This is a genomic window from Parafannyhessea sp. LCP19S3_B1, from assembly GCF_052121955.1.
GTDB lineage: Bacteria > Actinomycetota > Coriobacteriia > Coriobacteriales > Atopobiaceae > Parafannyhessea.
Map to the genome: position 1 here is coordinate 1 of NZ_JBQKDH010000018.1, position 22,828 is coordinate 22,828.

Below are 22,828 nucleotides of genomic sequence, written 5' to 3' on the forward strand. Positions count from 1 at the left end.
CGGAGATGTGTATAAGAGACAGCGTCACCCCGCCCGGCCCGAGCCGGTCCCGGCGTCGCCCGCGCGCTCCTCCGCCTTCGCGCGACGCCACAGCTCGTTCAGCCGCTCGACGCCCAGGCCGTCCAGCTCAAGGCCCTCCTCGCGCGCCATCCGCTCCATCGCGCCCCAGCGCCGCCTGAACTTGCGGTTGCTCGCGTCCAGCGCCGCCTCCGCGTCGATGCCCTCCCAACGGGCCACGTTCACAAGCGAGAAGAGCACGTCGCCAAACTCCTCGGCCGCCTCCTCGCTCCCGCGCTCCTCGCGCTCGAACTCCCGCCGCTCCGAGGCCACCTGGTCCCACACGTCTTCCACGCTCGCCCACTCGAAGCCGGCGCGCGCCGCGCGCGTGGATATCTTCTGGCACTGCAGCAGCGCGGGCAGCGACCGCGGAACGGAGTCCAGCAGCCCCTCGGGCGCGTCCGCGCCGGAGCGCCCCTCCCGCTCGCGACGCTTCACGTCGTCCCAGATCGCGCCAACAGCGCCGGTGTCCGCGGCCACGGCGTCGCCAAACACGTGCGGATGGCGCCGCACGAGCTTCGCGTTTATCTGCCGGCACACGTCGTCAATCGTGAAGTCTCCCGCGTCGGCCGCCACCTGTGCGTTCAGCAGCACCTGCATCAGAACGTCGCCCAGCTCCTCCGCCAGGTGCGCGCCTCCCCCAAGCGCGGCGTCCGCGGCCTCGTACGCCTCCTCCACCATGTCGCGGCGCAAAGACTCGTGCGTCTGTGAGCGGTCCCACGGGCAGCCGTCCGGCTGGCGCAGGCGCCACACCGTGCGCACCAGCCGGTCAAACTCCGGGTGCGCGCCCGGCGCGCCCGCCCGCGCGCGGCTCTGCTCGTCTGCCCGCGCCGCGGCATCGCAACCGGTCGCCGCGGCCACGCCACCCACAGCCGTCACGCCACCCGCGCCGCCAACGCCGGCACCTGCGCCCAAGTCCCGCGTCCCGTCCTTCTCCATGGCCTACTCCTCGCCCTCGTCGTCGCCGCCAACTTCCTCCAGCACGCCCAGCGCGGCGGGCAGAAGCTCCTCGCGCCCGGTGTGGAAGGGGTAGCTCATCTTGCGCGTCTTGGGGTAGATCACCGCGCGGCGCTCCTTCAGCCGCAGCGCCACGGGGCGCGGTACCTGTATGCCCACGTACGTGATGCGGCCGCTCGTGACGCTCACGGACGTCACACCCAGACGCTGGCAGCGTATGCGAATCCGCGCACGATCCAGCAGGTTGCGGCCAGCAAGCGGCAGGGCGCCATAGCTGTTCTCCAGGTCCTGCTGCAGGCGGTCCACGTCCGTGAGCTCCGTCGCGCTCGCCAGGCGGCGGTACGCCAGCACGCGCTTGTCCACCTCGGGCAGGTACTCCTCCGCAAGATAGAAGTCCGCCGGCAGGTTGATGTTCACCTCGGGTGCCGCGTCCGGCGTGGCCTCGCCCTTCGCCTCGCTCACGGCCTCTCCCAGCATCTGCGTAAACAGGTCGAAGCCCACGCTGCTCAGGTTGCCGTGCTGCTCTGCGCCTACCAGCGATCCCGCGCCGCGGATCTCAAGGTCGCGCATGGCAATACGCATGCCGCTACCCAGGTCCTGGTTCTCGTTTATGGCCATCAGGCGGTCCGTCGCCTCCGGCGTCAGCGGAAGCTCCCCCGGAAACATGAAGTACGCGTACGCCTGCGTCCTGCCGCGTCCCACGCGACCCTTCAGCTGGTACAGCTGCGCCAGCCCCAGGCGCTGCGAGTCCTCTATTATGAGCGTGTTGGTGTGCGAGTTGTCGATGCCGCTCTCGATGATGGTCGTGGCCACCAGCACGTCAATCTCGTGCTCGTCAAACTCCAGCATCACGTCCTCAACCTGCTGCGCGCTCATCTTGCCGTGCGCCACGCCCACGCGGGCCTCCGGCGCGGCCTCGCGCACGCGGTCCACGGCGTCGTCTATGGTGGTCACGCGGTTACTCACGTAGTACACCTGGCCGCCGCGCGCCAGCTCCGCGCGGATGGCGGCGGAGACCACGTCCGGGTCCCACTCTCCCACCTTCACCTTCACGGGAAGCCGCCCGGGCGGCGGCGTCATGATCAGGCTCATGTCGCGCACGCCGCTCATGGCCATCTGCATGGTGCGCGGGATGGGCGTGGCAGAAAGCGTCAGCACGTCCACCTGCTCGCGCATGTTCTTCAGCTGCTCCTTGTGCTGCACGCCAAAGCGCTGCTCCTCGTCTATCACCACCAGGCCCAGGTCGTGCGGGTTCACGTCCGCGCTCAGCAAGCGGTGCGTGCCAATGAGCACGTCCACCGTGCCGTCCGCAAAGCCGGCGAGCGCCTGGCGCTGCTGTGCGGGCGTCACAAAGCGGCTCAGCACCCTCACGTCCAGATCAAAGGGCGAGAAGCGCTTGAAGAACGTCTCGTAGTGCTGCTGCGCAAGGATCGTGGTGGGGCACAGCACCATCACCTGCCTGCCGTCCTGGCAGCACTTGAAGGCGGCGCGCAGCGCCACCTCCGTCTTGCCAAAGCCCACATCGCCGCAGAGCAGCCGGTCCATGGGCTTCGGCGATTCCATGTCCGCCTTGATGTCCTCTATCGCGGCGCGCTGGTCCGGCGTCAGCTCGTACGGAAAGCTCGCCTCCATGTCCGCCTGCGCCGGCGTGTCCGGAGCAAACGCGTGCCCCTGCACCGAGGAGCGCCGCGTGTACAGGTCAACCAGGTCAAACGCGAGCTTCTTGGCAGAGCGCCGGGCCTTGCCCGTGGCGCGCGACCAGTCCGCCGTGTTCAGGCGCGTCAGGCGCGGGCTCGACCCGTCCGGTCCCACGTAGCGCGTGATGCGGTCCACCTGCTCCAGCGGCACAAACAGCTTGTCCTTGCCGGCGTACTCAAGCAAAAAGTAGTCGCGCTCGCGCCCGGCCACCTCCTGCCGCACGATGGCGCTAAACAGCGCGATGCCGTGCGTGGCGTGCACCACATAGTCACCCGGCTTGAACGGGAACGTCACGCTCGTGGGGTCCACCTTGCGCACGCGGTGCTTGTGGCGCGCCATGCGAGCCGTCAGGTCTCCCACGCTAAACACGGCCAGCCCGGCGGAGGGCACCACCACGCCCGCCGGCACCGGCGCGTCCACAAACGTGACGATGCCGCGAGGCAGCGGCTCCACGTCGCGCATGGCCGTGGGGTCGCACACGGGCACGCGGTTGGGCGCCGCGGTGCCCAGCGACTCCTCCAGCGGGATCTTCTCGTCCGTAAAGGTAAGCTCCAGTGCCTCGCGCGCGCCGCGATCCGGCACGGCAAACACGATGCTCGCGCGGTCGTTCACCAGCTGGCGCATGCGGCCCAGAAGCTTGGCGTCGCTGCCCGCGATGGACGGCTGGCGCACCTCGAGCTCCGCGTCCGCCTGCCCGCCCACGCGCGCCATGGACGAGAAGCTCAGCCGCTGCTGCTTGCCAAAGTCCATCTGGCGCGGGCTCGTGAACAGCCCCCGCGTGCTGGCGTGGGCGCTCGACGCGGCGGACTCCACGTCGTCCGTCGCGTGCATGCAGTCGTCAAACAGGGCGCGCGGCTCCGCAAGCACCACCAGCGCGTCCGCGCTCATGTGGTCCATGGGAGAAGCGCTGCCCCCGTACAGCTCGGGCAGGTACCTGTCGAGCGTGGGCTCCGCGGCGCGGGCCTCGATCATCTCCAGGTCAGCGGCCACGCGCGAGTCGTTTTGGGCGCGGTTGAAGAGCGCCCGCGACGCACGCGCAACCGTCTGGTCCGTGAGCGCAATCTCGCGGCACGGGCTCACCGTTACGGACTCCAGCTCGCCGATGGTCTGGCCGGTCGAGGGCACCATGCGGCGCACGCGGTCCACCTCGTCGCCAAAGAACTCCAGCCGCACGGGCGAGGTCGCCTGCGCGGGAAACACGTCCACCGCGTCGCCGTGCACGCAGAACGTGCCGGGCGCCGTCACGTCCGAGGCGTCGCCCGCGTCCGTGTAGCCCATGCCCACCAGCAGGCGCGGCACGTCGGCAAAGTCCACCTCGTCCCCCACGGCAAACGTGCTCGAGGCAAAGTAGCCGGAGCCCACGGGCGGCACACGACGCAGAAGGGCGCGCGCACTGGCAACAACCAGACACTTTTCCCCTGCGGCAAGGCGCGCCACAGCGCGGCAGCGGGCGCCCACCACGGCATCGTCCGCCGGCTTGTCCACCCACGGCAGGTCATGGCGGCTCGGGTAGCGGCACACCACGTCCATGCCCAGCCACGCGGCCAGGGCACGCGCCGTGCGGTCCGCGGCCTCCTCGCCAGAGACCACCAGCAGGCACGGCCGGGGGTCGCGCGCCCACAGCGCCGCCACCAGAAGCGAGCGCGCGCTCTGCGGCACGCCGAGCGTCGCGTCGTGGCCGGCGTCCAGCTCGTGCAGCACGGGCGCAAGCTCCGGTGCGGCCAGCAGCTTCTGGGCGACTCTGTTTATAAGCATGGGGACCTCTCCACAGCACAAGCGGGCCCAAAACCATCGGTTCCGGGTCCGCACATCGATTCTTTTTCTACATCATGCCACGAATGCACGCCGCGTCGCGCAGCTTTCACCAACATTGCGGCGCGCGGGCCATCGCGCCAAAGCTGCCCAAAATACCTCGGCTGGGGGCTTGACGGAGGATGTTAGAATCTCCACCACACCAGCGGTGTCCGGATGCGGGCGGCGCCTCCCCCAACAAGGAGGTAAAGCCTATGGACATGAACCTTGTCCTTAAAGTCCTGCAAGCCCTCGCGCTCGTTGCGAGCATCGCCCAAACTTCCCTCGACGTGGTCAGGGAGGTGAGGGAGATGATAAGGGAGTATAGACATCACAACGGATAACGTAAGGAGATGAGAAAAGCCCGGGGGCAACCGGGCTTTTCGATTCGCAACACCTGGCGTTGCCCGCAGACCAGTTAAGAAAGGACGGGCACCGCTGGTGTACCTGTATTCTACCCAGCAACGCCCCTTGCTGTCCATACGGTTTTTGCGGAACAATTTGGGACGCGACAGGCCTACGGTCGGCTCAGCACAGCATCAACGACGCCTTTGTCAGCAGGCGTGGCGAAGAGTCAAAGAAAAGCCCGGCGGTAACCGGGCTTACAAACCAGCGGTGCCCAGTGTGGACGTTGTTACCCACGGCTAAATCTGTTGAATGGCGTCCTGAAAGCCCTCGCGATCGTCGCAAGCATCGCCCGAACGTTCCTCGACGTAGTCAGGGAGGTGAGGGAGATGGTAAGGGAGCATAGACATCACAACGGATAGCGTTAGGAGATGAGAAAAGCCCGGGGGCTACCGCGCTTTTCGATTCGAACCACCTGGCGTTGCCCGCACCCCTGTTAAGAAACGACGGGCACCGCTGGTATCTGTAGTGTATCCAGCCACGAGCTCCAGTTCCATATCCTTGGCGATATTTTCCGCCCGTACCCCAAACGAGGGCTTTCGCGCGAAATAGTTCTACGCTCGAGCTCACGGCAAGCCTACCCACGGCGGGCCGCTATACTGTGGCCCCTCAACACAAGAGCACCCCCGAATCTTCTCCGGAGGTGCTCATTCAGATGCGAGTCAGAACATCAATGCTTGCGCTGGAAGCCCTACTTCTCTTCCTTCTTACCATCACGCCTCATGACAACAGCAGCAGCCGCAGCGACGGCGCCAATGGCGCCCAGGGCAACAACGGCGCCCACGTTGTTGGTGTCGCCCGTCTTCACGACGCCCGAGCCGCCCTTCTTGGCCGCAGCGGGCTTGTTCACGGCCGGCTTCGCGGGCGCCTTGTAGGTGTTCACGAACGTCAGGGAGTCGTGCTCCTTGCCGTTCTTGTCCACGATGGCACGCTCGACCTTGAAGTCCTTGGTACCCTCGGTCACGGCTACGCGCATGGTATAGACGGTCTTGTCGTAGGTGTATCCGTCCTCACCCTTGTCGATCTCATAGCACCTGTACTCGTACGTGCCGGCCTTGGTATAGGCGATCTTGCCAAACTCGATGGAACCCTCGCCCTCGATGCTGGTCGTGAGCTTGCCGTCCTTCGCACCCTCAGGCAGCGGGGCGCCGTCGATGGACTCCAGCACAAAGTCGAACGTCGACTTCTTCGCAGGCTTGTCACCCTCGATTTTCTTGGTGACGGGCGGGTCAATCTCGCCCGCGGGAAGGTTCGCGTACGTGTTCGCAAAGTTGCACTCGGCAACCTTTGGTCCGTCCGTAGTGCCCTCGTGCACCGCGGCGGTCACCTTGGTCTTGTTCATGTCTCCGTTGGGGTGCTCGTACGTCACGGTCATGTAGTAGACCGTGTTGTCATACTCACCGCGGCCGGTGGTGTTCTCAGGGGCAACCTGGTAGATGCGGTACTTGTAGATGCCGATGCGCGCGTTAGAGAAGTCAAGGTCAAACTCAGCAGGGTCGCCCTTGTAGGTGCCCGCCTTCAGCTCCTCGCCCTTAACGTGGCTCTCGGTAACGGTCGGCATGGGGGCGCCGTCGGTCTCAGCCTCGATCTTCACCGTATACGTCTCGGCGGGGATGCCCTGCCCAGAAGTCGTCACGGATACGGGTACCTTCACGGTAGTCGCGTCCCCATCGATCGCGAAAGCGGTCGCGGGGAACAGGGCCGCCAGGAGGAGCAGCGCTGGCGCGAGCGCAGCCGCCATGAGCCTGTGTTTAATCTTCATTTCTCTTCCTAACTCGCCATCTACTTGCCGTCACCCGTATAGGGGACGATCCTTGCCAGCAGTACCGTCCGGGCCTCGGTCCCCTCAGAGGAGCACGTGGCCAAGGCCACTATCCGCTCCTTCGCGGTGTCGGCCCCGATCTTCTCGACCACGTCGCTGTGGACGTGCTCGCCCTTCTGCGCCGCGTAGCTCACGACGCCCGAGCAGTCCTTTGCCCACGATGTAGGCGAGAAGATCGTGCTATCAGAGGAGTTCACCGTCATCACGGCGAGCACCTCCAAGCCGTACGTATTGTCTGGCGTCATGAGGACGCCGGTCGTGTGCTTGTTGAAGAACTTCTTGTCGTGATACAGGTCAAGGTCGCCAAACATGAGGTGGTCCACCATGTGGTGGCCGTACACCAGGGAGTACGAGTCGGTAAACGATGGGTTGCACTGCGAGGAAAGGAATATCGCACCAGAAAGGGCAAAGTCCCCGTACACGTCCTTGTTGATGTACTCCTCGTCGTCCTCGCCCTGGACAATGGGATAGTCAATCTTCGTCCCGTCCATGGTGATCCATGCCACCACGTCGGGGTTGATCTTACGCAGCTTCTCGAAGGCCTTCCTGTGGTCCTTGCCCTCCTTGGGCCTCAGGTTCAACAGGTCGTCACGCACGTTCTTCGCCTCGGCGTACACCTGCTGGTTATCCCAGAGGGAGTACCCCGCAAACAGCGTGGCGCCCACCAGAAGTACGGCAAGCACGACGTTAAAGACCCTGTTGCAAACCTTGAGTGGCTTCGATTCGCCCATGTACCGCACCTCCCTCTTCAAGCAGGGCTGCGGGCGGGCAACCCGCCCGCAGCCTCCATCCCATTACAGGAATGTTTAGTCAACCAAGGTGACTACTAGTCCATGTCGCTGTGACGACGCTTGTTCACGAGGTAGATCGTGACAACGGCCGCACCGCCGAGGATGGCGATGTAGGGAGCGTTGTTCAGCAGGACGCCGGCGTCAACCTTGGACTCCTTGGTGTTGGTCACCGTGGCGGTAGCATCCGCGTTGCCCGTCTTTTCGTCGGCAGTCAGGGTGCCATTCTTGCCCTCGTAAGTTGGCGTATAGCCATCGCCCTTGTTGGTCTCCTCCACGGCATACTTCACGCCGTCAGGGACGTTCGAGAAGTCGACGGTGGAGCCGCCCTTGACATTGATATCAGCGCCGGCAGTATAGGTACCGTCGTCGGACTTGGTCCAAGCGTTAGTTGCGATGGTCTCATCCTCGCCGTTGACCGTGTAAGCCACAACGCTTCCGACGGGCTTCTCGGAGGTGAAGGTCACCCTGATGGTGAACTCCTCGTCATCCTGAGCGAGGTTACCTTTGATAACCTTTTGCACCTCAAGAGTGCCGGACTTGTAGATGTTCTTGAATCCCGCGACCTTGTGCTTATCGGTCGTCGTGGTGGCAGTCGGGTCGGCATCCCACAGCGAGACTGAATCGACCTTTGCGGCATGGTTCTCGTCGTACGACACGGTGACCTTCAGGTAGTAGGGGTCGGTGTTATACGTAACGCCCGCGGTGTTTCCTTTATTCTCGGTGACCTTGTAGTAGTAGTAACCGGCGCTCGTGTACGGCGAAAGCGTCAGCTTAACCTTGTTGTCCTTGCCAGACGTAGCGGGCACTTCTGCGATGCTAACGGCAGGCATGTTCTCGACAGTAACGCCGTTCTTAGCGTCGGTGACGTCGTAGTTCGTAACCGTGAAGCCGAGCGTCTCAGAGACAGTGCCATCGCTTACGCCGTCATAGGTCTTGGTGAGGTAGTAGACTCCGTTGTCGTTCGGCAGAGTCTTCGGCGCATCCGCCGCCAGCGCCGGCACGGCCGCGCCGAGCATCATCGCCGCAGAGACGGCCGCGGCAGCCAGACCCCTCGTAAGCTTCACATTCATGTCGTTCTCCTTCCGATCTCTTCCCTTATATGAAAGCGACCATAATCGCTATTCACCAAACACGTTGAGTCCTAGAACTTGCGCCTCCTGAGCAACCCGATCGTCACTCCCTCGACGTCGCTGGTAGGTATCGCGCCGAGCTTCCTGCTATCTGTTGCGTGGGTCCTAAAGTCCCCCAGCACAAACAACTTTCCCTTGGGCACCAGATAGGGAAACTTGACCGCCTTCCCCGCCTGCGTCTGATAGATCTCGTTGTCCTCGGGAGTGCCGTTGACGGTCACCTGACCATCGTCCGTGACGTCGACAACATCCCCCTCCTTCGCTAGGACCCTTCCGACCCTCTGCTTGCCCCCGGCCTCGTACACCACAACGTCGTTCTGGTTGTACGAACCCTGAAGCCTCCAGGCCAAGACCACGTCTCCGTCCTGCATGGCCGGGTACATGTCGTTGCCACGCACCCTGTGCAGGCAGAACACAAACGAGAAGAGCAGCCACAGCGCGGCGAGAAGAACAACCACCTTCCCTAAGAGCGAAAGCCAGCCTTCGCGATCTCTCGCCTTCGCCCATCGGGCCTGGATCACTCCTTCCGCAAGTCCGCCTTTCTCGGTGACCCTAGGCATTGGGCCACCCCTTGATCCCCCTGGACTCGAGCAGCGCGTTGTAACGCTCCCGCTCCGCCCTGAAGCAGACGTCATACCGTCGGTTGAGCTCAGATATCTTCTTCCAGACGTCCTCCTCACTCACGCCGCCAAACCTTGCTCGCTTGAACTTCATGGTCTTGAGCCATGCGAGTAGTTCCTCTTGCTCCTGACTCAGTGGTTCTAGCTGCGTCGCCTGTGCGGGCATTTCGTAGGCGGCGGCCGTTGGAGCCTTGGTACGGTTGCGTCCTGCCGCGGGCCTTTGTACCACGGGCCTTTGTACCACGGGCCTTTGTGTCACGGGCCTTTGGTCACCTCCCGCGGTAGGTACAACCGGATTCACGCTGGCCATCTGCGCGTACTGCGCGTCAGACCTTGAGTGCTTCCCCATGCCAGGCACCACTAGATCCCCTGGCTAGTCCGCCGCTTAAGCGCCATCCAGATCACGCCGGCAATGCCAACGCCACCGACGACGGCAACATAGGGAGCACCGCTGCCCAGGTCGACACCCACGTCGGGCGTGACCTCACGGTTGTTGGTGTACGTGATGTTTGTGTCCTTCGTGATGCCACCAGTGGGAGAGCTTGCCCTACGCGCGTCCACATCCGTAGTTGCATCTCTGTCGTCAACGTCAATTGACGTGGTGTAGTCAATGGTGTCGTTCTTCCCCTTCGGGTCGAGCTCCACCACCCGATACGTAGCGCCGTAGGGAAGCTCCACCACAAGACTCTGGTCGTTCTTCAACGTGAAGGATCCGTCATTTGTCAGGCGCACACCCTCAGAAGTTCCCTCCGCTGCCGTTGCTTTGGCGATTGCGGTACCCGAAGCGTCCGTAAGCGTGAAGCTGAAGTCCTTGGAGGTGTCACCAAAGTTGCCGGTGACCGACTTCTTGATGGTCAGCTTTTTGGTCGTGATGGTGTTCGTTATCTCCTGGCTGCCTTCCTTCGAAGTCAAGCCTTGCAGCTGCACACCATCAGGGAGCTTCACATCCCAACCGTCAGGCGCGTTCGTCTCTACCACGGAGTACTTATGGCCGTTAGGTCCTGCCGCAACGACAACATCAGCCTTCCAGCCGTTGCTCTCATTAAGCGTTACGGTCTTGTAGTCCTCGTCGTCCTGCTTTATTTGCACCTTAAGCTCAGTGGGCGCGCCCACGCTGTCCCAACCCTTATTGTCCCACTTCTTGGAGATATGCAGGATGGATGTGGGGACGTTCACGCTCGGAGACTCATACCCCGCCTTTTCTGAATCGGTCGTCGTCGGAGTGCCGTTCACATCGGTCTTAATCTGGTATTGGACGTAGTCCTTTGTTGCGTCATCCGAGTTAGTCTTTACGCTAGTCACCGCTTCCACACCATCTTTTGGCGCGGCGGCGTCGTAGGCCGGTTGCGTAAGTTGGACCTTGAATGTGACGGAGTAGGTCACATTCGGATCCAGGTCGCCAACGTTCCAGACAACAGAACCGTCCTTGACTTCAGCGGCCGGAGCGTCGCTCCAAGTTTCACCGTTCTTCTTATAGGTAAACTCAGGCTGCGTTGCGTCTTTATTTGGCAGAACATATGTCACCTTATCCGAAAGCGCGTCGTGAATCGACACATTGGTGTAGGAGACGGTCGTCGTGATGCTCTTGACGATGCTGTTAAAGGCGGCATTAAGGGAGTTGCTGTCGCTGGCCTTGAAGTAATGGCCCGTCGCCTGCTCTCCGGCGTCCGTGACGAGCTTCTGCATGTTGTCGACGTTGCCAAAGGACGCGACAGAGTAGAACTCCCAATTCTTGTTTACTATCGCTTGAGCTTGCAGCTTCGCGTATTTGTAGTTCTGCCCCCAGGCATCGCCATTGCCCTGACCATAGTAATACTTGCGTGTATTACTGTCGTAACCTCCATTTGTATTATCGCCTATGTTTCCAGGTGTCGCCCTAAACGTAGGGTTGCCATCAGAGACGAAGACGACGCTGGCGCTTGCACCGGGACGCGTCTTAATGCTACTAGCAGTCGCGAGAGCATCCTCCCAGTTCGTACCACCGTCTGCCTTGAGGCCAGACACCGTGGAAGTAATGCTGCCTTCGTTCGCGGTCAGCTCCATCTTTACTGCTGCGGTATTGCTAAAAGTTACAAGCGATACATTAACCGTGTTAGGGTGCTGCGACGTATTGTTGGCAAGAAGCTGTTTCACGAGACTCTTTACTGCGCTCTTCGCCGTATCGAGTCGCGTGGGCTCGTTCGTTGTCGAATAGAAGGTATCGTCCTCGTAACGTGTAGTGTTATGATCCACGTAATACCAACCTGCGGGTAAGTAGCCCGAATACCAATCGTTACGCGCATTAAAATACTTGACTCTGTCAGTTTTGTCACTGCGGCTGAAATAGACTTTTGACTTATCCGGCTGAGGCACCGCATTCATCGAACCAGAAAGATCGAGCACAACAATAACGTCAGCCTTGCTCGATTCGCTGGACTGATCCACGGCGCCCGTGACGTTCAGGGTAACGTCCATCGTTCCGTCGGCGTTGATCGGGCTGGCGCTCTTATGGTGTTCCGGGGCACCCGATATCGCAGCCTCGGCCGTAGCTGGTATCGTGCCCAAAGCCAATACAAAGACCAGGCCCAGGACGAGAGAGTAGAGCAGCCCACGCTTTGGCTGCTTGTACTGTGCGCCCTTCCTCATGCCGGGAAGAGCCTTGCCTCCCAGGCTCCCGCTTAACTTGCCCCTGTTGCTACGTTTAATCATCATGAGCATCCCCGATTGGCCTTAGGTTGGTCGAACGCGCTGCCCGACCCTTAACTGCATTTCTCACCGCATAAGGTAACCCTCAATACCACCTAAAATGTTGCACAACATTTTTGGCATTTTCCATGTTACTAAATGCTTGTCGCCATGGTAAGTGAATCCAAATGCAAGTGAGAGGCCATTGGTCCTAATTACGGTAACCATGGTCCAAAAAACCTAAGGTTATTGTTAGATTTATAAGTGCCTTGTGAGCTCGGCAGCTTCTGGAGTCCATTCCGGCGCGACTGCACGCTGCTGGCAAGAAGACGGCATGGCAATCGAGCCATGTTTGCCGATTGTATAATTAGGGAGGTTTCAGACATGTGGCACGACTTGTCCGAACTGTCCCTCGGCCTGTTCGACGCCCTCTGGAACGGTGACCTAGAGGCCTGCCTCGAGCAGGTCGACGCAGGCTTCTCGTTTGTAAGCCCTCTTACGAACGCGCACGAAACGGCACGCAACCAGCTGAAGTCCTATTGCCAGAGGGCACGAAGCCTCTGCAGGGTGCTCACCTACCGGGTGCTGGAGGTCCGCCGCGTCTTCGAGACGGACGACACCTGCACCATCCTCGTGCTCGGAAACGTGCTCGACCCCTCACGCGGCACCAGCGGATTCCGCTGCACCTTTGTCTGGCGAGTCTGCCCGGATGCACCGAGACTCGTACACATGCACTTCTCGTTGCCACTCGCCTCGCCAGAGGTACCGGCGGACACGTTTACCCCTGACATGCAGCCGCAGGACGCGCCACTCATCCTGCGCGACGCCGATGGGCTCTCGCACGTGGTGTATCGCTCCGACGTTCTGTACCTAGAGAGCCGGCACCAGTACACCCTCGTTCACCTTCCGCAACGCATTATCAGGGTGCGCATGGCCCTTAGCGAGCTGCTACAGGACTTCCCGGAGTACTTTGTGCGCGTGCACCGCAGCTATGCCATCAACGTGCTGCGCATAGACCAGGTTGCGCGCAAGGAGATTCGCCTGGACAACGGCTCGCGCATACCCGTGCCGGAGCGCCGCAGCAAGCAGGTGCGCGAGAAGGTGCTCGACGCAATGGTGCGCGCGAGGCTCGTGCCGGAACAGGGAAGCGTGGCACCCCCCGCAACGGAAATAGCCCAGGACTAACAGAGCGGGCCGAGGACGTGATCGTCCCCGGCCCGCCTTTTGCGCATCTGTCGGCACGTGACCTGGCGCACGCGCGTGGTGCGTCTAGATGCGGCCGCTCTTCTCGGCCAGATCGCGCAAGTGATCCTGCGACGCGTCGATGGACGCCTGGGTGGCCTGCCAGCTCCAGTTGCCCGTGGCGACGCCCGGCACGTTCATGCGGTGGTTCTCGTCCAGGCGAAGGACGTCCTGCAGCGTGACCATGGCGACGTCCGCGTTTGTGGAAAGGCACGCGTCCATCACGCGGTCCGCCTTGGCGACGGCCTCGTCGTGCAGGCGAACGACCTCCTCCTCGCTGGCGCCGGTGGCGGGCGTAAGGCCGTAGTGCTCGCGCACCCAGCCCAGGAGCGTGTTGGTGTCGTGCGTGGAGGTGTAGACCATCTTCTGCGTCGCGGGCACGTAGCTCTGGCTGGGGTCGCCCTGGTAGAACTGGGCCACGTCCATGCCCGGGAAGCCCGTGGCGCTCACGAGGGCGCGCACGGCAGGCGTGACGGTGCCAAGGTCCTCCGCAACGACGGGCAGCGGTCCAAACTCCTTGTACGCACGCTTGAAGAGGTCGATTCCCGGCCCGAAGTACCACGCGCCCTGGAGCGGGGTCTTGCCGTTGGGGATGCAGTAGTAGCTGCTGAAGCCGAGGAAGTGGTCGAGACGGACGTAGTCGTACAGCTGGAACGCGCGCTTGAAGCGGCGCATCCACCAGCGGTAGCCGTCCGCGTGCATGACGTCCCAGCGGTAGGTGGGGTTGCCCCAGAGCTGGCCGTCGGCGGAGAAGCTGTCGGGCGGGCAGCCCGCCTGGCCCGCGGGATAGCCGTCTGCGCCCACCGCGAAGTACTTGCGCTCCGCCCAGACGTCGGAGGAGTCCGCGCTCACGTACATGGGCATGTCGCCGATGATCTTGACGCCGTGGGCGTTGGCGTAGGCACGGACCTCGCCCCACTGGCGCATGAACTCGAACTGCACGGCGCACTCGCGGCGCACGTCCGCGGCCAGCTCCTTGCTGTGGGCGAGCCTGTCGCTGTACTCGCGATAGCGCTTGGGCCACTCCTGCCAGCTCTTCTCGCCCATGCGGCGCTTGATGGCGCGAAACGTTGCGTACGGGATGAGCCACTCCTCGTTCTCTTGCAGGAAGTCGCGGTACTCGCGCGTGCCCTCGAAGTCCGCGGAGAACGCGGTGCCGCCCTCCTCGTCGTAGCCCCACATGAGCGCGACGTTGCCCGCGAACGCGGAGAGTCCCGCGTACGGGGAGCCGAAGTGGTCCGTGGGGTTGACGGGCAGGACCTGCCAGTAGCGCTGGCCGCCCGCCGCGAGGTAGTCGATGAAGCGGTACGCGGGGTCTCCCAGCGTGCCCGGCTTGCCGGGGCGCCCGGGGTTGGGAAGCGACGTGACGTGGCACACCACGCCCATGCCGCGCTCCATGGGCTTCTGCAGGCGCTGCCTCTTATGCAGGTTGAGGACGGCCGTGCCGAGCGGCCACAGGAACACGCGGGCGTTGCCGTCCGCGACCTCGGGCTCCTTGCCGGAGACCACATCGTCCACCTCGAGGCCGTCCAGCGGGATCGTGACGGTGTGGTCTACGTCGAGGCTCGCGTTCACGAGCACGCACACCTTGGACTCTGCGTCCTCGCGCCAGAAGCCGAAGACGTCGCGGCCGACCGCGAACGGGCGGTAGGTGCCGTCCGTGAACACGGGGAGCGACTTCCTGATGGCGACGGCGTTGCGATAGATGTCGAAGCAGTCCTTGTTCTCGCGGCCCCACGGGTAGGCGGCGCGGTTGTACGGGTCGCCGTAGCCCTGGAGGCCGGCCTCGTCACCGTAATAGATGCTTGGGACGCCGGGCAGCGTCATCTGCAGCAGGGCCGCGACCCACAGGCGGCTGACGGCGAGGTTGGTGTGGTCCCTGTCCAGGCGGAACGCGTAGCGTTGGTAGTCGCCGAGGGAGTCCGGCTCCGGCGAGTTGCCCAGGATGGTGAGGAGCCTGATGCGGTCGTGGCTGCCCAGGAGGTTGAGCTCGTCCGCGAACGCCTCCGGCGGGTAGTTCTCCATGAGGGACTGGGTGACGCGACAGACCTCCGCGGCCTCCACGCGGTTGGTGAGGAAGTCCAGGAGCACCTTGCGCAGCGGGTAGTTCATGGTGCCGTCGAGCTCGGAGCCCCAGAAGTAGTGGCGGAGGCGGTCGTAGGCGAACTTGTTGGTCGCGTCCTCCCAGACCTCGCCGATCACGACGGCATCGGGCTTCTCGGCCAGGGCCGCCGCCTTGATCTCTGAGATGAAGTCGTCGGAGAGCTCGTCGGCCACGTCGAGGCGCCAGCCGCGCGCGCCGAGGCGCAGCCACTTGCGGATGACGCCGTCGTGGCCGCAGATGAGCTCGCGGAAGTCGGGGCTGTCCTCGTTCACGTCTGGCAGGTCGTCGACGCCCCACCAGCTCTTGTAGCTGCCGTCCCCGTTGAAGTCGAACCAGGTGTCGTACGCGGAGGCGCCGGGCTGGGCCGCACCCTCCGTGCCGTAGTTGCCGTATTTGTTGAAGTAGAGGGAGTCCGCGCCGACGTGGTTGAACACGCCGTCAAGGATGATGGAGATGCCGCGGGAAGAGGCGTCCTGGCACAGCGCCTTGAAGTCGTCCTCCGTGCCGAGCATGGGGTCAATCTTTAGGTAGTTTGCCGTGTCGTAGCGGTGGTTGGACGCCGCCTCGAAGATGGGGTTGAGGTAGATGACCGTGATGCCGAGCGCCTCGAGGTACGGAAGCTTCTCGCGGATGCCGTTAAGCGTGCCGCCGTAGAAGTCCCAGTTTGCGATGCGGCCGTCCTGGGTCTTGTCGTAGCGCGGGTACGTGAACCAGTCGTCCACGAACCTCATGCCGGGGCCGGCGTTGTGGGGTTTCTTGAACGCGGCCTCCACGCTCTTCTCCCAGCCCTTGCCGCGATAGAAGCGGTCCGGGAAGATCTGGTAGACGATGCCGTTTCTGTACCAGTCCGGCTGCTCCTTGCGCTCGTTGCGGTACACGGTGATCTGGAACGAGGGTGGCTCGCCGAACGCGAAGGCGCCCTCGCCGCAGCCGTGCTCGCGCGCGGCGCCGTAGCGCCAGACGGCGCCGTCCGCCGCGACGATCTGGAACGAGTACCAGATGACCTCGGGCTCCTCCGGCTCGATCGTGACGCCGAAGCGCACAGGGACGTCGTCCCCGAACTGGGCGGCCTCTTCCTCGCCGAGGGGGATGCGGTCCATGTCCAGGATCTTCTCGCCCTTGTCGTCTATCCACATGCGAAGCCTAGCCACCGCAGATGGCTCGTCCCAGACGTCGATGTACAAGGAAACGGCGCCGCCAGCGATGGCGGCGCCGAACGGGTTCCTGTACTGGCTGTCTGAGGTGTTATGCCTAGCCCTCAAAGCCGTACCCTCTTCTGTTCTGCTTAACGACCAATCTCTGGGTGCAGCGAGTAGTACATGTCCATGTACGCACCTGCCGCGCGGCCCCAGCTGAAGTCGGTCTCCATTGCCTGCCTTTGTAGCTTAATCCATGCGTCCTTATCCGTCCAGAACACTTCGCAGGCATCAAGCACGCAGTTGGCCATCTCGTCCGCATTCATGTTCGTGAATCTGAAGCCCGTGCCCTCGCCGGTGTACTTGTTGTACGCGACGACGCTGTCCTGCAGGCCGCCGGTCTCGCGGACGACGGGGAGCGTGCCGTAGCGCATGGCGATCATCTGCGACAGGCCGCACGGCTCGAACTCCGACGGCATGAGCAGGATGTCGCCGCCGGCGTACATGCGGTGGCTGAGCGCGTTGTCGAAGGCGATGCGCGCGACCATCTGGTCGCCGTACGTCCAGTCGAAGTACTTGAACGCGTCCTCCTGGTCCTTGTCGCCCGTGCCGAGAATCGCCACCTGCGTGCCGCGCTCCATCAGGTGGTTCATGGCGTAGCGCACGAGGCCGAGGCCCTTCTGGTTCGTGAGGCGCCCGATCATGACGATGAGCGGGCGCGTTGGGTCCTCCGCAAGGCCGAGCTCGCGCTGGAGGGCGGCCTTGTCCTGGGCCTTGCGGTCCAGTGAGTCCTCGTCGTAGTTGCACTCGATGAGCTTGTCCGTCGCGGGGTTCCACAGATCGACGTCGATGCCGTTCAGGATGCCGCGCAGCTGGGAGGAGCGGCGGCGGAAGATGTCGTCGAGGCCCTCGCCGTAGAACGGCATCTGGAGCTCGTTGGCGTAGCTCGGGCTGACCGTCGTGATGACGTCGGAGTAGCAGAGCGCGCCCTTCATGTAGTCGATGGTGCCGTAGCCGTTGTAGAGCTGGCTCGACGCCGTCGGGTTGTCCGCGAGGCCGAGGACGTCCTCGAGGACCTTGTCGTTGTACTGGCCCTGGAACTTGACGTTGTGGACCGTGAACACGGTTTTCACGTGGCGGCACGCCTCGGAGCTCTGGTAGAACTCGCGCAGGAACACCGTGGCGAGGGCGGTCTGCCAGTCGTTGCAGTGCAGGACGTCGCACTGGAGCTCGGGCAGCTTCTCGATGGCCTCGCAGATCGCCTTCGAGAAGAACGCGAAGCGCTCGCCGTCGTCGTAGTAGCCGTAGATGCCGTCGCGCTTGAAGTAGGCCTCGTTGTCTACGAAGTAGAAGTCGACACCCTGGTAGGTGAGCTTCTCGATGCCGCAGTAGACGCTACGCCACGCAAGGGGAACGTAGAAGTCTGCTACGTGGGTCATCTGCTCCTGGTACTCCTCTGGAATCGAGGCGTACTTCGGGAGGATGACGGAGCATTCCGCCCCTGCGGCATTAAGTGAGCGGGGCAGCGAACCAGCGACGTCACCCAGGCCGCCCGTCTTGACGAACGGGACGGCCTCCGTGGCGGCGAACAGGATCTTTATCTTGCGTGTGACCTGATCACTCATGGGCTAAATCCCTACTCTACCGATGCCTTTTCCTTGATGAACGGGGCCTCGGGCGTTCCCTTGAGCTCGGTGCCGGCGGGGACGACGTTGTCGCGGTCGACGATCGCGTTCTCGACGCGCGCGCCGGTCTTGATCACGCACGACTGCATCACGATGGAGTTGTTGACGATGGCGCCCGTCTCCACCACGACGTTGCGGCCGAGGATGGAGTTGGACACGGTGCCCTTGATGCGGCAGCTGCCGGAGACGCGGCTGTTGCTCACGCGGGAGCCGGTCTCGAACTTCGCGGGCGCGTTGTCGTGGGCCTTCGTCTTGATCGTGCGTCCGGCGGGGAACAGCTCGGCGGAGATCTTCGGGTCGAGCATGTCCATGTTGGACTTGAAGTAGTTGTCCTTGTTGAAAATCGGCGCGACGTAGCCCTCGAAGTCGTACGTCTGGACGTTCACGCGCTCGTAGTCTGCCGCCATGGCCTCGAAGAGGTCGAGGTAGTCGGTCTGCTCGTACCAGCTGAGCAGCTGGAGCAGGAACTCGCGGCCGATGACGAAGCAGTCGAGGAACGAGACCTCGCCGCGCTCGACACCGTGCTTGATGCCGTGGACGCGCGTGCCGTCGACGGAAAGTCCGGTAACGTCGGCGTCCTTGCCCTTCGCAGGCTGCGTGACGACGGTGATGTCCGCGCCGGAGGCCTTGTGGGCCTCGATGAGCTTGTCGTAGTCCATGTTGTAGACGAAGCTCGCGGAGGAGAGGATCACGTGCTCGGCGTCGCTGCGCTTCAGGAAGACCTTGTTGTACTCGAGGTCGCGAAGCAGGAAACGGGAGCCGGTGCGGGAGGTGCCGAACGCGGAGCCGGGCAGGATGAACAGGCCGCCCTTCTTGCGGTTCAGGTCCCAGTCACGGCCGGAGCCGATGTGGTCGATCAGCGAGCGGTAGTTGTACGGCATGATCATGCCGACGGTGCGGATGCCGGCGTTGACCATGTTGGAGAGCGCGAAGTCGACGACGCGGTAGCGGCCGAGGTAGGGCAGGGACGCGACCGGGCGCGTCTCGGAGAGGACGCTCGGATACTTTGTGGAGTAGTTGGCGGTAATGACACCCAGGAGCTTTTCCATCTCTACTCCGCCTCCTTTGCAACGACTGCGTCATTTCCAATGACGGCGATATCAACGGACTGGTCAGAGCTGCCGAGGGTCGCCTCCGCCTCGACGACGGAGTTCTCGCCGAGGATGGCGCGGACGACGTGCGCACCGGCCTTGACCTCCGAGCCCGGCAGGAGCACGGAGTCCTGGACGACGGCACCCTCGCCGACGACGGCCCCGGTCGAGACGATGGAGTGCACGGCCTTGCCGTAGATGCTGCTGCCGTTGCCGACGAGGCAGTCGTCCACGGTGGCGTCGGGGCCAACGTACGCGGGCGGCATCGCTCCGGCGTTGCTCATGATGGGGGCCTCGGTGTCGAACAGGTCGAAGTCGGGCTTCGTGCCCAGCAGGTCCATGCTCGTCTCGTGGTAGCTGGCGATGGTGCCGACGTCACGCCAGAAGCCGTTGTACTCGTAGGTGTACAGGCGCTTGCCGGCGGCGAGGAGCTTCGGGATGATGTCCTTGCCGAAGTCGTGCTCGGAGCTCTCGTCCTTCGCGTCCTCCTCCAGCGTCTTGACCAGGAGGTCGGCGTTGAAGATGTAGATGCCCATGGATGCGAGGTTCGAGTCGGGCTCCGCGGGCTTCTCGGTGAACTTGAGGATCTTCTCGTCCTCGTCGGTCGTCAGGATGCCGAAGCGGGACGCCTCCTCCCAGGGCACGGGCATGACCGCGATGGTCAGGTCCGCGTTGTGGCGCTTGTGGTTGTCGAGCATCTTCTGGTAGTCCATGTTGTACAGCTGGTCGCCAGAGAGGATGAGGACGTACTCGGGGTCGTTCTGCTTGATGAAGCCGAGGTTCTGCGTCACGGCGTCAGCGGTGCCCGCGTACCACGCGCCGCCGGTCTGGGTGGCGTACGGCGGGAGGATGAACAGGCCTCCCTCGCTCTCGTCCAGGTTCCAGGCGCTGCCGGAGCCCAGGTAGTTGTGCAGGAGATACGGCCTGTACTGAGTCAGGACGCCAACGGTGTCGATGCCGGAGTTGGCGCAGTTGGACAGCGCAAAGTCGATTATGCGATACTTCCCGCCGAACGAGACGGCGGGCTTGGCGACTTCCTTCGTGAGGACGCCGAGCCTGCTGCCCTGGCCGCCGGCAAGAAGCATTGCAATGCATTCCCTCTTGCTCATTGAACTTCTCCCCTTTCGAGCTTCACATCCCTATGTACCGGAGCCCCTCGCCCCGATCATTACCTATGCATCAATATGCCAAATGTCGTGGGCATATTCGCGAATGGTTCGGTCGCTGGAGAAATATCCCGACCTGGCCGTGTTGTGGACCGCGGCGCGGTTCCACCTTGCGCGGTCGCCGTAGGCCTGGGTCAGCTCCTCCCACGCGTCCACGTACGAATAGAAGTCCTTCAGCACGAGGTCGTGGTCGTTGCCGACCATGAGCTCGTCGTAGATGCTGTCGAAGTTGCCGGACAGGCGCGCGAACGTGCCGTCCTTCAGCTGGTTCACGATGCGGCCCAGACGATCCGGGTCCTTCTTGAGAAGGTCGTACGCCCAGTAGTTGCCGCTCGCGCGGAGCGCGTCCACCTCCTCGGTCCTCAGGCCGAAGATCTTGATGTTCTCCTCGCCCACGAGCTTCGCGATCTCGACGTTCGCGCCGTCGTAGGTGCCGAGCGTGATGGCGCCGTTCATCATGAGCTTCATGTTCGAGGTGCCGGACGCCTCGGAGCCCGCCCACGAGATCTGCTCGGAGATCTCTGCCGCCGGGTAGATGAGCTGTGCGCTCGAGACGGCGAAGTTGGGCACGAACGCGACGCGGATGACGTCGTTCACGCGCTTGTCGTTGTTGATGACGTCCGCGACGGAGTTGATGAGACGGATGACCTCCTTTGCGAAGGTGTAGCTCTGCGCCGCCTTGCCAGAGAAGATGAACGCCGTCGGGCGCGGCTTGAAGGACGGGTCGGCAAGCAGCCTGTTGTAGATGTCCAGGATCTTGAACACGTTCAGCAGCTGGCGCTTGTACGCGTGGAAGCGCTTGACCTGGACGTCGAACACCATGTTGGTGTCGAGGACCGTGCCCGTCGTCTCCTTGATGTAGTCCGCGAGGCGCTGCTTGTCCCACTCCTTCGCCTTCTCGAACTGCTCCAGGAACGAGGGGTCGTCCTCGTACTTCTCGAGCTCGGACAGCTTGTTCGCGTCACCGAGCCAGCCCTCGCCCAGCACGTCGCACACGAGCTTCGCGTACTTGGGGTTCGCGTTGCCGAGGAAGCGGCGGTGCGAGATGCCGTTCGTCTTGTTGTTGAACTTCTCGGGCGTCAGCTTGTAGAAGTCGTGCAGCGTCGTCGCCTCGAGGATGCCGGTGTGCAGCGCGGAGACGCCGTTGACGGAGTTCGCGAAGATGACGGAGAGGTTCGCCATGCGAATCTGGCCGTCCCACAGGATGGCGGTGTTCTTGAACTCCTCCTGCCAGTTGGAATCGGTGTGCGAGAAGCTCTCGCGGTAGCGGCGGTCGATCTCCTCGATGAACATGTAGGTGCGGGGCAGCAGGTCGCGGAACGTGCTGATGGGCCACTTCTCCAGCGCCTCGGGCATGATCGTGTGGTTGGTGTACGAGATGGTCTCCTGCGCGATCTTGAACGCGAGGTCGAAGTCGACGCCGTACTCGTCCACCAGGAGCCTCATGAGCTCAGGGCCGCACATGGCGGGGTGGGTGTCGTTCGTGTGGATGGAGACGTGCTTGCCGAGGTCCTCCCAGTTGTCGTCCCCGTACTTCTTCAGGTAGTCGCGCAGGATCGTCTGCAGGCCTGCGGAGACGAACAGGTACTCCTGCTTCAGCCTGAGCAGGCGGCCGTGCTCGCCGGCGTCGTTCGGGTACAGGATCTGCGAGATCGCCTCGACGTCGGAGCGGAACTTCATGGCCTTCGCGTAGTCGCCGGCGTTGAACGCGTCGAGGTCGAAGTTCTCCTCGGCGGGCTCGGCGCTCCACAGGCGCAGGTTGTTGACCTTCTTTGCGCCATAGCCGACGATGGGCACGTCGTACGGGACGGCCTTCACGAGCTCGCCGCCCTCCTGCGTGAACCAGTAGCGGCCGTTCTCCTCGTGGCGCACGACCTGGCCGCCGAAGCGGATGAGGACTGAGCTCTCGTTCCTGCGGGTCTCCCACGGGAAGCCGTGCTCGAGCCAGTTGTCCATCTTCTCGACCTGACGGCCGCCCTCGATGGCCTGCTTGAACAGGCCGTAGCGATAGCGCATGCCGTTGCCGTTGCCGTTGATGCCGAGCGCGGCCATGGAGTCGAGGAAGCACGCGGCCAGACGGCCGAGGCCACCGTTGCCGAGGCCGGGGTCGCTCTCGTAGCGCTCGATGTCGTCGAGCCGCATGTCGAGGTCCTTGCACGCAGCCTTCACGATGTCGCGGATGCCAAAGTTCAGCAGGTAGTTGTCAAGCAGGGGACCAAGCAGGAACTCGATGGAGAAGTAGTACACGGTCTTCTCGCCCTTGTCGTTTGCCTGCTTGAGGCTGTTGCCCCTGAGCGCCTTCGCCTTGTCCGCGATGAGGCTCGCCATGGCGTAGTAGCGCTCCTGCGGACCTAGCTCCTCGTGCGGCTTGGAGAACTCGCGCTCGCACGCCAGGCGGTACTGCCTGATGAAGTCGTCCTTGTCGGTGAAGATCTTGGGCCAGCTCTGTTCAGTCATGTCAGTCCTTAG

Annotated in this window: 15 protein-coding genes; 2 read left to right on the forward strand and 13 right to left on the reverse strand. The window is 63.1% G+C overall.

Features of this window, described 5'->3' with window-relative positions; genetic code table 11:
* Positions 1-24: 24 nt before the first annotated feature.
* Positions 25-996: a nucleoside triphosphate pyrophosphohydrolase gene (mazG, locus tag ACTQWE_RS09560; protein WP_441921659.1), complete on the reverse strand. Its 972-nt coding sequence runs from the start codon at positions 994-996 to the stop codon at positions 25-27.
* A 3-nt stretch (positions 997-999) separates the two neighbouring features.
* Positions 1,000-4,467, reverse strand: a complete 3,468-nt coding sequence (gene mfd / locus ACTQWE_RS09565; protein WP_441921661.1) for a transcription-repair coupling factor — start codon at positions 4,465-4,467, stop codon at positions 1,000-1,002.
* A gap of 251 nt (positions 4,468-4,718) precedes the next feature.
* Here mfd and ACTQWE_RS09570 point away from each other — a divergent pair, with 251 nt between their 5' ends.
* Positions 4,719-4,847 carry a hypothetical protein gene (locus ACTQWE_RS09570; RefSeq protein WP_441857033.1) on the forward strand — a complete coding sequence of 43 codons (129 nt, stop codon included), beginning with the start codon at positions 4,719-4,721 and terminating at the stop codon, positions 4,845-4,847.
* Positions 4,848-5,599: 752 nt separating this feature from the next.
* Here ACTQWE_RS09570 and ACTQWE_RS09575 read toward each other — a convergent pair.
* The 6 genes from ACTQWE_RS09575 to ACTQWE_RS09600 form a co-directional block, all read right to left on the reverse strand.
* Entirely contained in the window at positions 5,600-6,670 is a 1,071-nt protein-coding gene (locus tag ACTQWE_RS09575) for a Spy0128 family protein (RefSeq protein ID WP_441857032.1), read from the reverse strand.
* A gap of 20 nt (positions 6,671-6,690) precedes the next feature.
* Positions 6,691-7,461 carry a class B sortase gene (srtB, locus tag ACTQWE_RS09580; protein WP_441857031.1) on the reverse strand — a complete coding sequence of 257 codons (771 nt, stop codon included), beginning with the start codon at positions 7,459-7,461 and terminating at the stop codon, positions 6,691-6,693.
* A 95-nt stretch (positions 7,462-7,556) separates the two neighbouring features.
* Entirely contained in the window at positions 7,557-8,591 is a 1,035-nt protein-coding gene (locus ACTQWE_RS09585) for a DUF7601 domain-containing protein (RefSeq protein ID WP_441857030.1), read from the reverse strand.
* Positions 8,592-8,662: 71 nt separating this feature from the next.
* Positions 8,663-9,211: a signal peptidase I gene (gene lepB / locus ACTQWE_RS09590; RefSeq protein WP_441857029.1), complete on the reverse strand. Its 549-nt coding sequence runs from the start codon at positions 9,209-9,211 to the stop codon at positions 8,663-8,665.
* On the reverse strand, positions 9,204-9,365 hold the full coding sequence (locus ACTQWE_RS09595) for a hypothetical protein (RefSeq protein ID WP_441857028.1): 162 nt from the start codon (positions 9,363-9,365) through the stop codon (positions 9,204-9,206). Before ACTQWE_RS09595 ends, lepB begins: the two co-directional genes overlap by 8 nt.
* Positions 9,366-9,631: 266 nt before the next feature.
* A complete protein-coding gene (locus tag ACTQWE_RS09600) occupies positions 9,632-11,959 on the reverse strand; it encodes a DUF7601 domain-containing protein (RefSeq protein WP_441921663.1) in 2,328 nt (775 codons plus the stop codon).
* Between the two features lie 360 nt (positions 11,960-12,319).
* Here ACTQWE_RS09600 and ACTQWE_RS09605 point away from each other — a divergent pair, with 360 nt between their 5' ends.
* Positions 12,320-13,120, forward strand: a complete 801-nt coding sequence (locus ACTQWE_RS09605) for a LytTR family transcriptional regulator (protein WP_441857026.1) — start codon at positions 12,320-12,322, stop codon at positions 13,118-13,120.
* A gap of 84 nt (positions 13,121-13,204) precedes the next feature.
* Here ACTQWE_RS09605 and ACTQWE_RS09610 read toward each other — a convergent pair whose 3' ends face one another.
* The 5 genes from ACTQWE_RS09610 to ACTQWE_RS09630 form a co-directional block, all read right to left on the reverse strand.
* A complete protein-coding gene (locus tag ACTQWE_RS09610) occupies positions 13,205-16,543 on the reverse strand; it encodes a 4-alpha-glucanotransferase (RefSeq protein ID WP_441857025.1) in 3,339 nt (1,112 codons plus the stop codon).
* A 23-nt stretch (positions 16,544-16,566) separates the two neighbouring features.
* Positions 16,567-18,042 (reverse strand): glycogen synthase GlgA, encoded by a 1,476-nt coding sequence (glgA, locus tag ACTQWE_RS09615; RefSeq protein WP_170104619.1) that lies wholly within the window; start codon positions 18,040-18,042, stop codon positions 16,567-16,569.
* Positions 18,043-18,053: 11 nt separating this feature from the next.
* A complete protein-coding gene (gene glgD / locus ACTQWE_RS09620) occupies positions 18,054-19,151 on the reverse strand; it encodes a glucose-1-phosphate adenylyltransferase subunit GlgD (RefSeq protein WP_441857024.1) in 1,098 nt (365 codons plus the stop codon).
* Positions 19,152-19,153: 2 nt separating this feature from the next.
* Positions 19,154-20,302, reverse strand: coding sequence for a glucose-1-phosphate adenylyltransferase (locus tag ACTQWE_RS09625; RefSeq protein WP_441857023.1), 1,149 nt, complete (start codon positions 20,300-20,302; stop codon positions 19,154-19,156).
* A gap of 63 nt (positions 20,303-20,365) precedes the next feature.
* The gene (locus ACTQWE_RS09630) at positions 20,366-22,816 is read right to left on the reverse strand and encodes a glycogen/starch/alpha-glucan phosphorylase (RefSeq protein WP_441857022.1); all 2,451 of its coding nucleotides are present in this window, start codon (positions 22,814-22,816) and stop codon (positions 20,366-20,368) included.
* Between the last annotated feature and the right edge of the window lie 12 nt (positions 22,817-22,828).